Origin of the sequence: Kitasatospora sp. NPDC056731 (genome assembly GCF_040687675.1) — a bacterium.
GTDB lineage: Bacteria > Actinomycetota > Actinomycetes > Streptomycetales > Streptomycetaceae > Kitasatospora.
Genome location: NZ_JBFBNR010000001.1, coordinates 60871 through 78341 on the forward strand (window position 1 = coordinate 60871; position 17471 = coordinate 78341).

Annotated in this window: 12 protein-coding genes; 8 read left to right on the top strand and 4 right to left on the bottom strand. The window is 70.0% G+C overall.

Features of this window, described 5'->3' with window-relative positions; genetic code table 11:
* The first annotated feature begins 277 nt into the window (after positions 1 to 277).
* From AB0R04_RS00245 to AB0R04_RS00275, 7 genes are all read left to right on the top strand, one after another.
* Entirely contained in the window at positions 278 to 949 is a 672-nt protein-coding gene (locus tag AB0R04_RS00245) for a DUF4097 family beta strand repeat-containing protein (protein ID WP_363366712.1), read from the top strand.
* 61 nt (positions 950 to 1010) lie between these two features.
* On the top strand, positions 1011 to 2150 hold the full coding sequence (locus AB0R04_RS00250; protein ID WP_363366714.1) for a serine hydrolase domain-containing protein: 1140 nt from the start codon (positions 1011 to 1013) through the stop codon (positions 2148 to 2150).
* Positions 2151 to 2619: 469 nt separating this feature from the next.
* Positions 2620 to 2805: a DUF397 domain-containing protein gene (locus AB0R04_RS00255; RefSeq protein ID WP_363366716.1), complete on the top strand. Its 186-nt coding sequence runs from the start codon at positions 2620 to 2622 to the stop codon at positions 2803 to 2805.
* Between the two features lie 92 nt (positions 2806 to 2897).
* The gene (locus AB0R04_RS00260; protein WP_363366718.1) at positions 2898 to 3086 is read left to right on the top strand and encodes a DUF397 domain-containing protein; all 189 of its coding nucleotides are present in this window, start codon (positions 2898 to 2900) and stop codon (positions 3084 to 3086) included.
* A 71-nt stretch (positions 3087 to 3157) separates the two neighbouring features.
* Positions 3158 to 3367: a DUF397 domain-containing protein gene (locus tag AB0R04_RS00265; RefSeq protein WP_363366720.1), complete on the top strand. Its 210-nt coding sequence runs from the start codon at positions 3158 to 3160 to the stop codon at positions 3365 to 3367.
* 155 nt (positions 3368 to 3522) lie between these two features.
* Positions 3523 to 4491, top strand: coding sequence for a DUF4331 family protein (locus AB0R04_RS00270; protein ID WP_363366722.1), 969 nt, complete (start codon positions 3523 to 3525; stop codon positions 4489 to 4491).
* A gap of 116 nt (positions 4492 to 4607) precedes the next feature.
* On the top strand, positions 4608 to 4844 hold the full coding sequence (locus AB0R04_RS00275) for a helix-turn-helix transcriptional regulator (RefSeq protein WP_363366724.1): 237 nt from the start codon (positions 4608 to 4610) through the stop codon (positions 4842 to 4844).
* Positions 4845 to 5216: 372 nt separating this feature from the next.
* On the opposite strand, the gene AB0R04_RS00280 is transcribed toward AB0R04_RS00275, so the two are convergent.
* The 4 genes from AB0R04_RS00280 to AB0R04_RS00295 all read right to left on the bottom strand — a co-directional run bounded on the left by AB0R04_RS00280 (position 5217) and on the right by AB0R04_RS00295 (position 16017).
* Positions 5217 to 5687 (bottom strand): hypothetical protein, encoded by a 471-nt coding sequence (locus AB0R04_RS00280; protein WP_363366726.1) that lies wholly within the window; start codon positions 5685 to 5687, stop codon positions 5217 to 5219.
* 3 nt (positions 5688 to 5690) lie between these two features.
* A complete protein-coding gene (locus tag AB0R04_RS00285; RefSeq protein WP_363366728.1) occupies positions 5691 to 14168 on the bottom strand; it encodes a ricin-type beta-trefoil lectin domain protein in 8478 nt (2825 codons plus the stop codon).
* A gap of 375 nt (positions 14169 to 14543) precedes the next feature.
* Complete coding sequence (locus AB0R04_RS00290; protein WP_363366730.1) at positions 14544 to 15395, bottom strand: hypothetical protein; 852 nt, start codon at positions 15393 to 15395, stop codon at positions 14544 to 14546.
* Between the two features lie 4 nt (positions 15396 to 15399).
* On the bottom strand, positions 15400 to 16017 hold the full coding sequence (locus AB0R04_RS00295) for a papain-like cysteine protease family protein (protein WP_363366732.1): 618 nt from the start codon (positions 16015 to 16017) through the stop codon (positions 15400 to 15402).
* Between the two features lie 449 nt (positions 16018 to 16466).
* On the opposite strand from AB0R04_RS00295, the gene AB0R04_RS00300 reads away from it, so the two are divergent.
* Complete coding sequence (locus tag AB0R04_RS00300; RefSeq protein WP_363366734.1) at positions 16467 to 17426, top strand: helix-turn-helix transcriptional regulator; 960 nt, start codon at positions 16467 to 16469, stop codon at positions 17424 to 17426.
* Positions 17427 to 17471 lie beyond the last annotated feature (45 nt).

A 17471-nucleotide genomic window follows, 5' to 3' on the forward strand; every position in this document is an offset into this window, starting at 1 on the left:
ACCACCGGATGACGGTGCGGCGGCGCGCATTGGCCCGGGGGTTTACATCCGTGGGCTGATGCGGCGGCGCGCCGGGGCGGGGTGGCGCATAGCGTTCACGCTCAATCCAACGCAACGGATGGCGTGACTGACGTTGCGTTAAATCCGTAACTGTTGCAACGATAATGCGGCGCTGACCTGTAGTGATGCTGATTGTGCGCAACATGCCTGTTGCCGTGAAGCGTGAAGGCAACGTAGCGTTTCTGTTGTCAGAAAGAACGAGCCACAGGAGAGCATCATGCAGAAGTTCGCCACCCCCGCCCCGGTCTCCGCCGTCCTCGACATCCCCGCCGCGCGCATCCGGTTCATTGCCGCCGACCGGACCGACACCACGGTCGAGGTCCTGCCCGCCGACGCCTCGAAGAGCCGCGACGTGAAGGCGGCGGAGCGGACCACCGTCGAATACGCCGACGGCGTCCTGCGGATCGAGGCGGCGGCGGCCGAGAACCGGATCCTCGGCCAGTCCGGCACCGTCGAGGTGACCGTCCAACTGCCCGCCGGCTCCCGCATCCAGGCGAAGACGGCCAGCGCCGAACTCCGGGGCGTCGGCCGCCTCGGCGACGTCACCTTCGAAGGTGCGCAGGCCTCGGTCAAGCTCGACGAGACCGCCGGCGCCCACCTCGCAGTCCTCGCCGGCGACATCTCCGTCGGCCGCCTCGACGGCCCCGCCGAGATCACCACCGCCAAGGGCGACATCCACATCACCGAAGCCGTGCACGGCACGATCACGCTGCGCACCGAGGCCGGCGACGTCTCCGTCGGCGCCGCCCGCGGCGTCTCCGCCTCCCTGGACGCCGGCACCACCTACGGCCGGATCCACAACGCGCTCAAGAACACCGACGGCGCCGCCGCCGGCCTGAGCATCCACGCGACCACCGCCTACGGCGACATCACCGCCCGCAGCCTCTGAAGCCCCCAGCCCCAGCCCCAGCCCGCACCCGCACACCCCGATCGCGAGACAAGGAACAACCATGAGTGAATCCCGCTACGCCGCCGAGATCGCCGCCGAGGACGCCGCCGGGCAGGACCGCCCGGAGCTCCGGCAAGCCATCCAGGAGTTCGTCGACGCCGGTTTCGCCGGGATACAGCTGCGCGTGCACGACGAGCACGGGGAGTGGGTCGGCAGCGCCGGGGTGCGCAAGCTGGGCGAGGCCGCGAAGCCGTCGGTGGACGGGAAGTTCTGGGTGGGCAGCACCACCAAGACCTTCGTCGCGACCCTGGTGCTGCACCTGGTGGCCGACGGCGCGATCGGGCTGGACACCCCGGTGGCCGACCACCTGCCGCAGTTCGGGCTGGACCGGCGGATCACCGTGCGGATGCTGCTCCAGCACACCAGTGGCCTGGCCAGCTACACCGGCGACCTCGACCCTGACGGGACGTTCGTGCCGGGGATCCCCGCGATGGGCAAGGAGTGGGTGGACAACCGGTTCCACAGCTACCGGCCCGAGGAACTCGTGCAGTTCGCCCTGTCCAAGCCGGCACGGTTCGAGCCGGGCACCGACCAGAGCTACTCCAACACCAACTACACGCTGGCCGTGCTCCTGATCGAGCAGGCCGCCGGCCGCCCGTACGCCGAGGAGATGCAGCGGCGGATCCTTCGGCCGCTCGGACTGCGGGACACCGTGGTGCCGGGCGACTCGCCGGAGCTCCCCGCGCCGCACGCCCACGGCTACTACCGCTACCAGGACGGCGACCAGTGGAAGGTGGTCGACGTCGCCCGCCAGAACCTCTCCCTCCTGGTCGGCGCCGGCGACCTGATCTCGACCACCCGGGACCTCCGCACCTTCTTCGCCGCACTCCTGGGCGGCAAGCTCCTGCCCGCCCCCCTGCTGGACGAGATGCGCACGCCGCACGGGATGCTCGGCTACGGCCTGGGCCTGTTCGTCCAGGACCTCGGCCCCGACGGCGGCACCATCGTCCACCACAACGGCGGCGCCCCCGGCGGCTACGGGGCACTGATGATCGGCACCCCCGACGGCAGCAAGACCCTGACCGCCGGACTGACCACCGGCGACTCCGCATCCGACCCGGCACAGGAATTCCCGAAGGCGCTGGACCGGCTCATCAAGGCGGTGTTCGGCAGCGGCGGCGGTGTGCGGGCCGAGGCCTGACGGCGTGCGGTTTCGGCGTGAGGAGTGGGAAGTCGGCGGGGCCGACTTCCCACTCCGTTCGCTGAAGGGGTGGTGCCCCGGCGCGCAGCGGTGGTGAGGCAGGAGTGAAGCGCGAAGCCGCGCTCCGCGATGGTGAAGCGGCGTGGCGTAATGAAGCCCATCGAAACTCAAGTACAGTCCACTGCCGATAAATTGACGCTGCGTCAAGTATCGAGTAGCGGTGATGCCCTAAGCGTAGCGGCTCGGGCGTCCGAGGGGGCCTCCGTCGGCCCGGGGAAAACCACGGTGCCCTGGACACGCGCCGACTATGGATTCGGTGAGCACTCAGCATGCTGCCCCGAATGCGGAGGGTTGGCCCGTCGGCCGGCCTGGATCGGATGGCCGCACGGTACAGCAGCATCCGGGCTCAGGCCCTGGAGCTGAGGGAGTCCCTGACCCTGATCGAGCAGATTCTGGGAGAGCGGTAAGCATGGCCGAGCTGGACTGGTTCAAGAGCAGCTACAGCACCAACGAGGATGCCGCATGCGTCGAGGTCGCTGAGACGTCCGGCGTCGTCCACGTGTGTGACTCCAAGGACAAGAGCGGTCCGCAGCTGGCGTTCGAGCCGACCGCGTGGCGGGCGTTCGTGGCGTTCGCTGCGACCGCCGAGGTCTGATTTAGCCTTCTCTCGATGGCTCGCCGCTTCCGCGCGGCGAGCCGTCGGCGTACCGTCGAACTGTTGGCGCTGTCCGACGTTTTGGGGGAGCAGTGAGTAGCGAGCTGGCGTGGTTCAAGAGCAGCTACAGCACGAACGAGGATGCCAACTGTGTCGAGGTCGCCGAGACCCTTGGCGTGGTCCACGTGCGTGATTCCAAGGACAAGGACGGTCCGCAGCTGGTGTTCAAGCCGACCGCGTGGCGGGCGTTCGTGGCGTTCGTCGCGACCGCCGGGATCTGATCGGCTTTCCATAGCCAGTCCACCGTTCAGCTGAGGCGAGCTCGCCGGCGTATCGCGAAGCATCCCGAGCCATGTCACGTATAGGGGGAACAGTGAGCAGCGGACTCCTCTGGTTCAAGAGCAGCTACAGCACGAACGAGGAAGCTCAGTGTGTCGAGGTCGCTGAGACGCCTGGTGTGGTCCACGTGCGTGACTCCAAGGACAAGAGCGGCCCGCAGTTGGCCTTCGAGCCAGCCTCGTGGCAGGCGTTCGTGGCGTTCGCTGCGGCCGCCGAGGTCTGATTCAGCCTTCTCCCGACGGCTCGCCGCTTCCGCGCGGCGAGCCGTCGGCGTACCGTCGGCGGTCCGTCGGGGGATGACGGCCAATCGGCGGACGGGTGGGCGGAGTGCGGGTGTCGTCGGGCCGGTGTCGGGTGGGGGCTGCTACCAACGGTCCCATGTCCCATCACCTCAGTGGCCCCAACCTCCGCTCGCCCCGAGGCGACTCGCGGCTCGACCTGACCGACGTGTTCGCCTTTCCGGCCGCCGATGCGCCCGGCCGGACCGTCCTGATCATGAACGCGAACCCCTACGCCCCCACCCAGGCGGCCGAGTTCCACCCCGACGCCGTGTACCGCATCAACATCGACACCGACGGCGACCACCGCGCCGACGTCGCCTACTCCTTCACCTTCTCCGCCCCCACCCACACCGGCGCCCAGACCGTCACCGTCCACCGGGCGACCGGCGTCGCCGCGCAGAAGCACGAGCCCACCGGGGACGTCCTGTTCTCGGAAGCCCCGGTCGCCTTCGGGGACGCGCCCGACGTCATCGAGGCGAACGGCCGCAAGCTCTCCGTCGGCCTGCGCAGCGATCCCTTCTTCGCCGACCTCGAAGGGATCGTCAACGACTTCACCTGGACCGGCAAGGACGCCATGGCCGACGCCAACGTCTTCGGCATCGCCCTCGAAGTCCCCGACACCGACCTCGGCCCCGACCCGACGATCGGCGTCTGGGCCCGGGTCAGCCTCCGCCAGGACGGCCAGCTGGTCTCCGTCGACCGTGGCGCGCACCCCTCCCTCACCGCCTACTTCAACAAGGAGGAGGTGAAGGACGCGTACAACGCGGGCGAGCCGGCCGACGACTGGGACACCTACCGCGAGGCCTGGACGGCTGTCCTCCAGCACACCGGGGACTACACCACCGAGGCCGCCACCGAGACCCTCAAGCTCGTCCTCCCGGACATCCTCCGCTACGACCGCTCCCGCCCCGCCGCCTACCCCAACGGCCGCACCCTCGTCGACGACGTGACCTCGGCCCGCCTCACCATGGTCTCCGGCGGCAAGATCACCAGCGACCATATCCCCCCGCACACCGACGTCCTCCCCGTCTTCCCGCACCTCGGCCACCCGCACCCCGTCAAGTAGCGAGTCAAGTAGCCGGACGACAAAGCGGCGGTCAAGAATCCTTGACCGCCGCTTCGCACTTCCCGCCGTGATCACGTGTCAGGCTGTGCGCCCCCGCCCGGCAATGAGGAGGTCCGGTGAACCGCGCGCGCCCACTGATCGAGGACTTCCCCGCCCACCCGGACGGCGACCCGGCCGGCGCCCTCGCCCGCGCCGTCCGCGAGCGCCGCACCGCCCTCGGCCTCTCCATCGCGGACCTCGCCAAGCGCGCCGACCTCACCGACGCCCAGATCCGCGCCGTCGAAGCCGGCCACGCTGCCCCCACTCTCCCCCTCCTCACCGCCCTCTCCCGGGCGCTGAACACGGAGGCGTGAGGGGCTCAGGACGGGATCGCTGAGGCCCGCGCCCTCTCCAACTCGGCCACGAGACCTTCGACCCGTCGGTTCGCCTTCGTCCCCCGCCCGTAGCCGGCCAGCAGCTCCTTGCAGCCCGATTCCGGGGATTTTCTCGGACGCGAGGTTGAGAAGCGGCGGCGACAGAACGTCGCCGCCGCCTCGACAGCTACAGCTATTCATATGGGGTTCTGCTGTCCGCAGAGTGGTCCACCGAAAAGGATGGCTGGCCACCTGGGTGCTGTCTAGGAATCTTCCTTTCTATCTGATGGCGATCTGCTTCCGAAGTGGTGTCTCGCGAGACGGAGGTCGGAACTCCCGTCATTGGGTTCGCGAGTCGAGGACGTCTGCTACCTAATCCGCATAGGGGGACTCGAACTCGTCGACGTAGAGTCCGGCGCGCCGCGATCTCTCGATGGCCCGGTCCGCAGGATTTGCGACCCCTACATACATGTAGTAGTCGTATCCGAAGTGGATGAAGAAATCATCGCGACGAATCAGGCGAGCCCAGACGAAATCCTGTCGAAGAATCGACTTGGACAGGGCGATCACCTTCTCGGCTGGAAGGATCTCTCCCTCTTGTATCTCCCCCCACCAGGAGCTCTCCTCGTAGATCTCCAGTCCGTCGACCTGGAGCGATGAGATCTCGCCCAGGCTCATGAAGTCGCGAATTGCCGAAAGATACTTGTTCTCCGTCTCGACGTACTCCGACTCCGTCAGAGTTTGACCGTCGAAGGTCTCGCCGATGTCGGAGAAGCTGGTCCAGGACGGTGTCGATCCGTCCCGTTCTGCTGCAGAGTACTTGACGACGCGGTACTGGTGCATCAGCTATTTCGCAATCCTGTGGCACATGTGCTTACAGAAGGTTCCCAGGCGGGTGTTGTTGCTCCCCAGTTTCTTGACCGAGGAGGCAGCCTTCCATCCGCCGCCGGTGTGCTTGTCCTGGTCCCGGGATATGAAGACATTTCCCTTCTGGTAGACGTCTGCTCCATGTGAACGACCGCCAACCTTGACGAAGCCCATCTTGGTGGCAATTTTGTTGGCATCCGCCTCATTCAGCTTGTTCCCAAGCTTACAGGCCGGGGGTAGCTCGTCATTGTGAGCCAGGATTTCCGAGCCGCCCGAGGTGATGACCACGAACGTGTGCAGATCGCCGACAGTGAGGTTGTAGACGAGCTCCCCGCTCAGTTCTCCGAGGTCCACCGTGGAGGTGACGGTACTCGTGGCCCCGTCCGACCCCAGGAGGTCATCACCCGGGCTCACCTCACCGGCCTCGACCCAACCCCGGCCGACCACCCACAAGGGGTGGTTGGAGGTCGCCTCAAGCGGCTTGGTGAGAGGGTCCAGGTCGGTGTCGATCTGGACCATGTGCTTGTCCCCGTAGCCGACAATCACATCGAGGACGGGCTGTTCGGATGCCTCTCCCGTTTGTGGATCGATGGCCATGACCCGGTCTCCGATACCGATCTCATGAATCGGCAGGCGACTTCCGTCCGCCATGAGGACCAAAGTGTCCGGCGCGAAGGAGTTCCTTCGCTTGCAGGCACAGCCGCAGTTCTTCGCCGCGGACTTCATCTTGGGCGCTGCGCCTCGATACACGGCCCTGGACTCGGAGGCGGCCCGTCCGACACGGGTTGCCGCTCTGGTGCTCTTGACCGCTGCGGCTGCCACCCTGACGACCGGCCCGGCACCAACGACCTGGGCCGCTGCGGTGACGGCCATTTCGGCGGCCTTCTCCCAGTTGCCGGTCGCCGCGTAGGAGACCGAGGAGACGGCTGCTGCGATGGCGCCGATGGGGCCGGGGATGTAGGAGGCGACTTCGGCGACCTTGGCGACGACCTCGACCGTCTTCTTCAGCCACTTGGGCATGCCCCAGTTGCCGTCGAGGTCGGTGCAGTTGATCGGGTCGCCGGTGCAGTAGTCGTACGGGCTGGCGTTGCCGCCGGGCACCGGGTCGATCTGGAGGAAGCGGCCGAGGGCCGGGCTGTAGAGGCGGGCACCCATGAGGATGTCGCCGTCCTGGGCCTCGGCGGAGCGCTCCTTGCCGCCGAGCCAGCCGTAGCGGACGTTCGCCTGGCCGTCCTGCGGGATGCCGAACTCGTCGAAGTCCAGCACCACCGGCTTGGTGAGCGCGGTGTCGGTGGTGACGACCACCGAGCCGAACAGGTTGGTGAGCTGGAGCTGGACGTCACCGGTCTTGCTGGTGGTGGCGACTAGGTCGGCGTCCAGGCCCGAGACGTTGCGGGTCAGCGTGCCCTGGGTGGTGTCCTCGATGGTCCAGCGGACCTCGTCGGAGTCGTCACCGTAGTGGTTGAGCTTGGAGGTGGCGTTGGCCCACGACCCGTCGGCCTGCTTCTTGGCCGTGGTGAACGCGGTCAGACGGTGGGCGGCGTCGACGGCCCACTCCTGCTTGGTGTCCCCCTTCTCCTGGGCGGCGACGCGGTCGTTCGCCCAGTAGGTGTTGGTCGCGCCGGTGGCCGTCTTCACGGTGCGCCCGAAGGCGTCGTAGACGAAGCCGGCGTCGGTGAGCCGGTCGGCGCTGTCGTAGGTGTGGTTCTCCGCCGTGGCCCCGGCCGTGCTGCACTCGCCGGCCGCCCCGCGCGGGGAGGTCTGCTTGGACAGGCGGTTGGAGTGGGCGTCGAAGGCGTACTGCCGGGTGACGCAACCGGTGGCGACCGTGGTCTGTTCGGCCTTCACCAGCCGGCCGAGCCGGTCGTACTGGTAGGAGCGGGTGGCCGTGGAACTGGTGTCCTTGGCGACCTGGCCCTGGGTGGACATGTCGGTGGTCTGGGCCCAGACCACCGTGTTGTCCGAGGTGCGGGTGTAGGTGCGGCCGGTGGCCTCGCCGACGGCGTTGAAGGTGTCCTTGCGGACGATCCCGCCGGGGTAGGTTTGCTCGACGAGCTGGCCGTCCGGACCGTACTTGGCGGTGAACTCACCGGCCACGCTGTCGTTGATCGAGGTGACCAGTCCGCGCGGCTCCTTCGCGCGGTCGTAGGCGTAGGCGGTGGATCCGGTCTGGTCGCTCACCTTCACCGGCTTGCCGAACCGGTCGAACTCCGTGGTGGTGGTCGAGCCGTCGGCGTCCGTGTAGGAGATCAGCCGACCGAGCGCGTCCAGCACGCGGGTGAGCGACTTGCCGTCCGCCGTGGTCTTGACGATGCCGCCGGTGGCGGCGTCGTACTCGGTGGTGACCTTGGGCAGGGGCTTGCCGTCGTCCGAGGTGATCTCGGTGGAGACGATCCGGTCCACTTCGTTGTAGACGGTGACAGTCTTGCGGGACTTGCCGGCGTTGGTCTCGGTGGTCTCCTCCGGCTCGTTGAACGCGGAGTAGCGGGTGACCCGCTTGACCGGCAGGGTGGTGGGCATCCGCGAGGCGTCGGCCCCGGTGACGGCGCCGCCTGGCGTGGTGACGCAGGGGAGGCCCGCCCATTCGGGACGGTTGGCGCACGCGGCGTCGTCCGGGTTGGTGCCGGCGGTGTAGAACACGGTTTTGACGGTCCCGGCGTCGTTGCCGTTGGAGCCGGGCTTACGGGACTCCAGTGCCCGTCTGGACGCGTCGTACTTGACCAGAGAGGTGAGCTTCGCGCCGAGGGCGTCGGTGGTCACCGAGGTGGCCGTCTTCAGCTTCCAGCCGGAGGTGCCGCCGATCGGCGTGTCGTAGCCGGTCTTGGTGACGCGCAGCTCGACGTCGTCGGCGTAGCCGTCGATGCGGGCGCCGTCGGTGGCGGTGGTGACCAGGTGGTAGGCCTGGCCGTCGGGCTTCCCTTCGTCGTAGGTGTTGGTGTTGTGGTCCCGCGCGACGACCGAAGTCCCTGCGGCCAGCGTCGGGTTGACCGTCGCCTTGGTGAGGGTGACGGTGTCGATGCCGGTGTGGAACCGCTCGCCGCTGCTGGCCGCGTTGGTGTCGACCACGGTGAGCTTCAGCTCGTGGTCGCCGCGCGTGAGCTTCACGGGTGCGCCGGTGGTGTACGGGGCCACCGCGGCGCTCGCGCTGTAGGTGTCGATCCGCTGGCCGACGTCCTTGCCGTCGATCGCCCACTGGATGACGCCGTGGTCGCTGTTCTTCGTCAGCTGGCCGGAGAGGACGTACTCGCCCTCCTCGGGAACGGTGACGCGCATGGCGTCGAACGCGCCCGCCGCCGCGCCGCGGATGCCCAGCTGGGCGCCGCCGGACCAGGTGACGCCGCAGCAGTCGTTGTCGATCTGGACCTTGGCGTTGGTCCCGAGCTGCGGCAGCTTCTCGGCCTCGGCCGTGACGACGGCCGGGTTGGTCTGCCCGTTGACCTGCTCGGCGAGCGAGGCACGGTAGACCGGGCCGAGGGTCTCCGCCACGTCCAGGCCGTCGGCCGTGTAGACGGTGCGGGAGTCCAGCAGCCGGGCGCGCGAGGCGGAGTCGGCCGTCGTCAGGTTCAGCTCGGCAGCGAGCTTGTCCGCGTCCGGGTGGACGCCGAGCGCGATGGAACGGTTGGTGGCCGAGAGGGCGCGCACGACGTGGCCGTAGCGGTCGTACTCCCTGGTGTCGATGTCACCGCCCGGGGTGACGGACGGCGTTGCGGTGTTGACCTCGTTGCCGGAGGCGTTGAGGTAGTGGACGGTCGCGGGCTTGTAGCCGTCCGCGCCCGGCTTGGCGGCCGAGGCGGTGTTGGTGCCCGGGTCGTCCTCGGGACCGAACACGGCCGTGGCGTCGGTCGGCGCATCGGTCTGCGCCCACTTGGCCACGTCCGAGCCCGCCAGGTCGTACGGACCGCCGGCGCCGCGGGTCAGCGGCACCTCGTAGACGACCGACGTGGCGTTCTCGCCGGTGACCTGGTCCTTGCTGCCCGGCGCGAGCGTGCCGCGACGGACCTTGAGCAGACGGCCAGGATCCTGGTCGACGGCGGCCTTGCCGTAGTCGAAGTTCCACGGCAGCTCACCGGCGCTGCCGATCCGGGTGACCCGGCCGGCGTCGTCGTAGCTGTACGCGGTCTTCAGCGGGGTGGCCAGGCGCGGGTCCCAGACCTGGGTGAGGCGGCCGCGGTCGTCGTACGCGTAGTGCGCGACCTCGACGGCCTCCTGCTTGGAGGTGGCCGGGTTCCACGTCCAGACCTTCACGCCGCGGACGCGGTCCAGGTAGTCACCCGGGGTCGCGGCCGTGGCGGTGGTCACCTTGGCGTAGTCGTACTCCATCACCTCGCAGCCGCGCGGCAGTGGGTCGACGGTGCAGCCGTTGACGTCGTCGATGCCCGGCTCGACGGCCGGGACGATGCGCTTGACGAGCGAGCGGCCGTCGGTGGTGTCGTACTGGTAGCGGGTGGTCGAGGCCGCGTCGGGCCCCGTCTCGCTGACCACCTGGTAGATGTTCGAACCGGCCTGGCGGGCGAAGACGGTCTTCGAGCCGTCCAGCTCGCTCAGCTCGTAGGCGGTGCCGGCGGTCTGGATGTCCCAGACCTGGTTGGGGCCGGCCCAGCAGACCCAGATCGAGGCGCCCTTGTCGGCGTCCAGGCACTGGCCCGAGTGGCGGTTCATGACCGTGCCGTTGGTGCGCACCTCCCACTGCTGGTTGTCGCCGCCGTTGCAGCCCCACAACGTGAGCGGGGTGGCGTTGCCGGTCTGGCCCCAGGGGTTGTCCAGGCAGTAGCCGAGCAGGCGCAGGGTCAGGTCGTCCCCACGGGTCCACTGCTGGTTTGACGCGCCCGTGCAGGCGGCGGGCCGCAGGCTGGCGCCGTTGCCGGCGGCGCCGTTCGGGACCTCCAGGCACTGGCCGCTGGTCGACAGGACGATCGCACCGGACTTGGCCGGAACGGCCTTGAGCGACAGCGACTCGGCGCCCGGCTCGGGGAAGAACGTTCCGTCGGTGCCCTTGGCGAAGGTCAGCGAGGTGTCGTCGTTGCCCTTGATCTCGACCAGGTCGGACTGCGGGAAGGACAGCGCACGGAAGTCCGAGCCGGTGCCCGCGTCCGGGCCGCCGGCCCACTGCGGGCCGAACGGGGCGACGATCTCCTTCAGCGACAGATCGTCGAAGAAGACCTCCTTGCCGCTGCCGGCGGTGTTGCCGTTGTAGAGGCGGAACCAGGCCTCGGTGGCGTCCTTGGGCACCGTCAGGTCCAGCGTCAGCTGCTGCCAGCCGTCGGTGAACGACGCCTTCGGAGAGGCGGTCTCGCCGTAGCCGGCCGGGGTGCGGTAGACGCCGACCATCCGCAGGCCGCGGTTCGCCAGCGGGTTGTCCAGGCCGGTCGCGCCGGGGACGTAGATCCAGCCGGTGAGGCGGTAGGTCTTGCCGGGCTGCATGCCCTGGCCGAGCGTGTACTCGGGGCCGAGCGCGGCGAAGGAGTCCCAGCCGGAGCCGGCCGGGACGACCAGGAGCGAGTCGGGCGAGTTGTCGTGGCCGCGGGCCGTGGAGCGGGACAGCGTCGCCTGCCCGGCGGTGAAGCCGGTCAGGTCGGTGCCGACCTGGCGCTGGTTGAGCGTCAGGCGCTCGCCCTGGGGCTGCCAACCGCGACCGACGTCACGCGAGGAGGTGGCGCGCTTGACCGACAGACCGCGCTCGTCGGCGTCGGTCACGTCGGTCGAGTAGTCACCGGTCAGCAGGTTGACCGAGCCGGGGCCGATGCCCGTGCTGGCCGCGCCGTCGGCGTTGCGGTCGACCGTGATGGTGTTCCAGACGGTGGCGTAGCCGTTGCCGGAGCCGTCCTCGGGGAAGAGGAGAGCGCGGACCTGGACGACGCCGCCGACCTGGCCGAGCGTGTCGAGGACGCTCCAGTTGGCGTGCGGGCCGAGGTCCGCGAGCCGCGGCTTGTCCTCGGTGACCGCGGTGTTGTCCGCCTTGGTCAGGTTGGTGCGCGGGACGTTGTACTCCGTGGCGCCGGGGCCGCGGCGGTACTGGTAGACGACGCGCTGGAACTGCGCCTGGGCGTCGACCGCGAGCTTGACGCGCTTCGCGGACTGGGTCCCGTTGACCGGCGAGCTCATGCCCGCCTGGCCGACCTGGAAGGTGTACGTCGCGGGCGGGGACAGGTTGCCCGCGCGGTCCTTGGACTGCACGCTGAGCACGCGCCGACCCTCGGTGGTCGGCGTGATCGACGTGGTCAGCGCGCCGGTCGCGGCGACCGTCACCGGGGTGCCGCCGTCCAGGGTGTAGACGTAGGCCGCGGTGTCGTCGGTGCCGGGGGCGGGCGAGAAGGTGAACGACCCGGCCTGGTTGGCGGTGCCGTGCCACAGCCCGTCCGCCGGGTAGTCCGCCGAACTCACGAACGGGGTGCCGGGCTTGACGGTGTCGGCGATGACGTTGGTGCCGACCCAGCCGGAGCGCGACTTGCCGTCGTCGAGCATGGCCCAGATCGAGTACTGCACGCCCTCGTCGAGCTTGGCGATGCCGTAGTCGGAGGGGCGGACGGTCGCGATCGTGCCGTTCGGGGTGTCCCGGACGATGCTGCCGATGAACGTGCCGCCGCGCCACAGGTCCAGGTAGACCTTCAGCGGGTCGCCGTCGGGGTCGGCCGCCTGCACCTGGAAGCGCGGGTTCGCGTCCGAGGTGTAGCGCGGGTTGCCCTGCTGCGAGGGCAGCACCTCCACCGTCGCCGGGGTGGCCGGGACGGTGTTGTAGGTGATCGAGACGTACGGTGCGGCGCCGCCCTCGGCGGAGCTGAACCGCTTCCAGGACAGGCTGCTGGACTCGTCGGCCGCCTTGAGGGCGAAGCCGTACTCGCCGTGGCCGAACTGGGCGAAGTACCGGATCATCTCGGTGACGTCGGCCTTGGCCCAGAGCGAGCCGTCGGGCGCGTAGCAGTCGTGGTTGTCACCGTCGTTGGCCATGTCGTACGTGTCGTTCGACGTGGCCCACTTCCGCTCCATCGCGGGCTGGTTGCCCCAGCGGGTGCCCCAGTTGGCGCCGTACGCGTTCCAGACCTCCCACTGCTTCGAGACGCAGGACGAGGAGTGGTAGTTGTAGACGTTGAGCGTGGCGCCCAGGATCTGCTTGCCGTTGAACGACCCGCCCGGGATGGTCAGGAACGACCGGGCCACGACCTTGCCGTCGTAGCTGCCCAGCTTGAGGTCCGTCGACGAGGAGGCGTCGATGTTCTCGTTCGTCTGGACGTAGGTGTCGAAGGTCGTACCGACGTCCACCACCGGGTCGATGGTGACCGGGAACTGGGTCTTCGGATCTGCGAGGAAGGCGGCGTCCGGGGTGAACACCAGCTCGGTGTCCGCGCCCTGGCCGCGCACCTCCATCGTCACCGGGCCGCGGTTCAGGTGCTCCTGCGAGGCCGGGTCGACCGCGGCGTCCCACATGACGGGCGCTGGGATCTTGACCGTCGCCTTGCCGGTCGCCTTGTCGAGCAGCTGGATCGAACCGTCCTGCTGCGGCGCGACGGTGAGCCCGGTGGTGTCCAGCGGGAGCGTCATCGTGCCGGTCTGGGCGACGGCGGAGCGGTCCTTGACGATCAGGAACTGCTCGAAGCCGGTCCGGGTGGCTTCGAGGACCAGGTCGACGCCGGGGCGGGCGTTGACGTAGGTCGCCTTGTTGCCGTCCAGCTTGGGCTTGGGCAGCTTGCCCAGCCAGCCGAACTTGACCTGCTGCTCACCGGAGCCGAGCTTGACCAGCTCGCGCTCGGCGGGGACCGGGGCCGGGGTGGACTGCGGGTCGGCGGCCGGGGCGGCGGCGCGGGCGCCGCTGCGGGAGGCCCGGTTCGCGTCGGCCGAAGCCGAAGCCGAAGCCGAGGTCGAAGCCGAGGCGGACGGAGACGACGACGGGGACGACGACGGGGACGCGGAAGCGGGGGCCGTCGGTATCGCACTGGGCGACGTCGCTGGTGCCGTGGCCGGCGCAGTGGTGGCGGCGGCGCTCGGAGTCGTGGTCGGAGCCGCGGTCGGAGCAGTGCTCGGTGCGGCCGTCGGTATCGCGGCGCCCGGCAGGCTGTCGCCGACCGTCACCCCGGCGTCGCCGCCCTCGAAGACCACCCCGCCCGGGTGCGCCTTCGGTGCGACCTTGCCGTCCGGGGTCTGCACCAGCGTGGTGTCGACGGGCACCCAGGCGTCGCCGACCTTCATCCGGATCGGCCCGGTGGAGCGGTCGGAGGTCAGCGTGCCGTCCGGGTTCGCCCACAGCGTGGTGAACTCCGTCCGGGCGTTGGTGACTTCGATCCGTCGCTTCTGCAGTCGGGCTGACAGGAGCGCCGAAGCCTCGTCAGGTGCCTCGGTGGCCGGAGCGGCGGGCGGAGTGGCGGGTGAGGGTGCGGCGGTGGCCGGAGCGGCCGTCACCGCGTCCACCACCACACCGGCCTGCACCAGCAGGCCGAGCGTCAGGAGCGCTGATACGGGGCGCATCCGACGCGTAGAGAAGGCCCCGCCCGCGAAAGCGGACGAGGCCCGGAACCGTCGTGACATTAAAGACTCTCTCAAGAAATATGCATTGTTCAGAATGGCTTGCCTAAAGCCGAAGGACAATCTCTCACTCCCAGCTGACTCCCAGTGACCAATCAGGATGACGATTCCGTAACGGATCATTTGTGTAGGGGCGTTGCGAAAACCTGGGCCACCTCTCTGGTGTCATCCCTGGTGAGAGGCGGCCGCGGATGTGGAGAAGGCCTCGCCCGCGGATGCGGGCGAGGCCTGGGGTTGTTTTGGTTGAAATTGACTTACTGTCAATTTCCGTGAGGAATTTCCGTTTTCGCCTCCGCAAAGAGAGGGGCGTAGATGCCGTCAGGCGGTGGTGCGGCCCGCCCGGCGGCGGCGCAGCAGCGCGGTGCCGAGTCCGAGGGCGGCGAGGAGGGTGCCCGCCCCGGTGAGCAGGGCGGTGGTCGGGGTGGAGTCGCCGGCCGGCGCCGCGACGGGGGCCGTTCCCCGGTCGAAGCCGCCGAGCAGGTGCGCCTTGGCGTAGTCGGTGCCGGGCAGCTTGTCGGCGTACCGGTCGTGGACCACCTGCTGGTATTGGGCGAGGGTGATGCCCGCGTCGCCCACGGACCGGACCGCGTCCGGGTTGAGCGGCCGCACCTGGCCGTCGACCAGGGCGTACCAGGCCCGGATCTGCGGTTCCTCGAAGGCGACGGCGCCCCGGCCCAGTGCTGCCGCGGCGGCGGCGTGGTCGGTCTCGTCGCTGCCGGAGGCTATGTTGATCTCGGCCCAGGACCCGCTGTCGTGCGGGTCGGGGGCCGTCCACACCGAGGCCTTGCGGCCGTCGGCCGCGGCGGCCTCGGTCGCCATGAACGCGAACTTCGCGACCGGCGCCCCGACGGAGGCCGCCGCGACGAAGTCCGGGTTGAGGTAGTACACGGGCACGGTGTCGCCGACCAGCCGGGCCGGGGCGGCGGCCTGCGCCTGGCGGGCGTCGGAGGAGCCCTGGCCGGAGCCGTGGGCGAAGAACCCGCCGAGGGTCTGCACGACGGGGGCGGCCTTCGCCGCCGCGGCGGCCGCGGTGACGTCGGCCGCGGACGGGGCGGACGGGACGCCGGCGGCCGTGACCGGGGTGGCGGCGAGGGCGGGGGCGGCGGCGAGCAGTCCGCTGCCGGCGAGGGCGATGGCGGCGAGGGCGCGCGGGGCGCGGAAGTGCGTCATCGTGTCACGCCCCGATCCGGTACAGCGAGTCGTTCCAGTTGAACTGGCCGTTGTAGCCGGCGTAGTAGCTGTACGACGCCAGGTTGTAGCGGTTGCTGCTGGGCCACGGGTCGCCCCAGTAGATGGACTTGTTGCTCTGGTCGTAGCCGTAGATGACCTGGGCGTGCCCGCCGCCGGCCAGCCAGGAGATGCCGGTCTCGATCGGCCGGCCCGCGTTGATCTCGCTGACGATGGTGTTGAAGGACAGGGCGCCGGTCTCCTGACCGGGGGACACCCCGAGTGCGGAGAGCGCGTTCTGCACCCAGGAGAGCTGGCCGGGCTGGTTGGGGCACTGGTACGAGGTGTCCTGGCCGTAGGCGAGGTCGCAGAACGAGTTCTGGTCGGTGCCGTGGCCGAGGAAGGTGGCGATGGTGTTGCCGGAGGCGGCCCAGCACCACTGGTCCTGCTCCTGCGCCTGCATGGAGATGTTGAGCCGGGAACTGGCGGCGAGGGTCTGGGAACTGCCGGCGGCGGCCTGGGGGGAGGCCGCGGCGGTGCCGGCGCCGGTGGTCACGACGGCGGCCAGCATGCACAGCGCGGCCAGTGCGGCGCGCAGGGACGACCCACGGATGGGTCCGCTCATGGGGGAACTCCTTCGTGCGGGGGCACGGGCGGCTCCGTGTGCACCCGGCGCCGCCCTGGGGTGTGCCTTGTGTGGGGGTGTGCTGTGTGGGGGATTGCCGCGCGGCCGACGCGGCGGGCCCGGACCGGGGTTGCTAGGAAGCGTAGGCAGCAGGCCGGGCCGCTCCCAGACCCCCGGGAGGGGAGCGGGCGGTGCTGTGAACGGGGCTGTGAAGAGGGGCGGTGCGGCGGAGGTGCTGCGCCGCAGACGGGTGGCCGGGAGCGGGGCTCCCGGATATGGACGCGGCCGGGGTAAGCCGGTAATTTCACAGCGCGCCGCGTCCCCCCGTACCGCGTCCCCCGCCCTCCGTACCGCCGCCGTCCGCACCCTTCGCCCCCCGCACCGCCGCCGTGTCCCCTCGGCCCCGCCGCCGCCGTGCGCCGGCCGGGCCAGTAGCCCCGGGAGCCCCGATGGCCAGTCGTCAGGAACCGCCGCCCGGTGCTGCACCGGAGAGCGCCGCCGTGCTGGCCGCGCTGCGGAGCGGGCCTTTCGGCCTCGCGCTGCGCACCGCGATCGAGGCCCGCGGGCTGCCGCTGGAGCGGCTGCGCAGCCGGCTGGCCGAGCGCGGACTGCGGATCGCCGTCACGACCCTGAGCTACTGGCAGCGCGGGCTGCGCCGGCCGGAGCGCCCGGAGTCGTTACGGGTGGTGGCCGCGCTGGAGGAGATCCTCGGGCTGCCGGCGCACGCGCTCACCGCCCTGCTGGGTGCGCCGCGGCCGCGCGGCGGGGCGGACCGCGACGGCGGCGGGCCCCGCCCGTACCCGCAGATGGTGCGCACCCCCGGTGATCTGGGCGGGCTGCTCGCGGATCTGGACAGCCCGGCGGCCGGGAAGCTCCAGGTGGTCACCGAGTACGCGACGGTGACGGTCGGGCCGCGTCGTGAACTGGCGGCGCTCAGTTCGATGGTGGCGGTCCGGGCCCGTCAGGACGGGGTCGACCGGGCGCTGCTGATCTACGACTGCGACGAGGGGGTGGACGAGGGGGCCGTCGAGATCGTGGCGGGGGACAGCTGCCGGCTGGGCCGGGTGCGTCGGGATCCGGTGGCCCGGGTGGTGCTCGCGGAGTTGCTGTTCGACCGCTCGCTGCACTGCTCCGAGACCCAGGTGTTCTCCTTCGAGGTGCGCCCGCACAGCGCGGCCGAGTGCTGCCGCTACCGTGCGGCCTTCCGCTTCCCGGCGGACCACTACGTCCTGCGGGTGCGCTTCGATCCGGGCGAACTCCCGGTGCAGTGCCAGTGGTTCACGGCGAGTGACTCGGAGGGTCCGGACGACAGCCTGGCCGACCTCACCCTGGACAGCCACCACCTGGCGCACGTGGTGGCGACCGCGCTGGGGCCCGGGGTCGCGGGCATCCGCTGGGCGTGGACCTGAGGCGTGGATCTGGGGCGCGGGCCTGAGACGCGGTCCTGAGGCGTG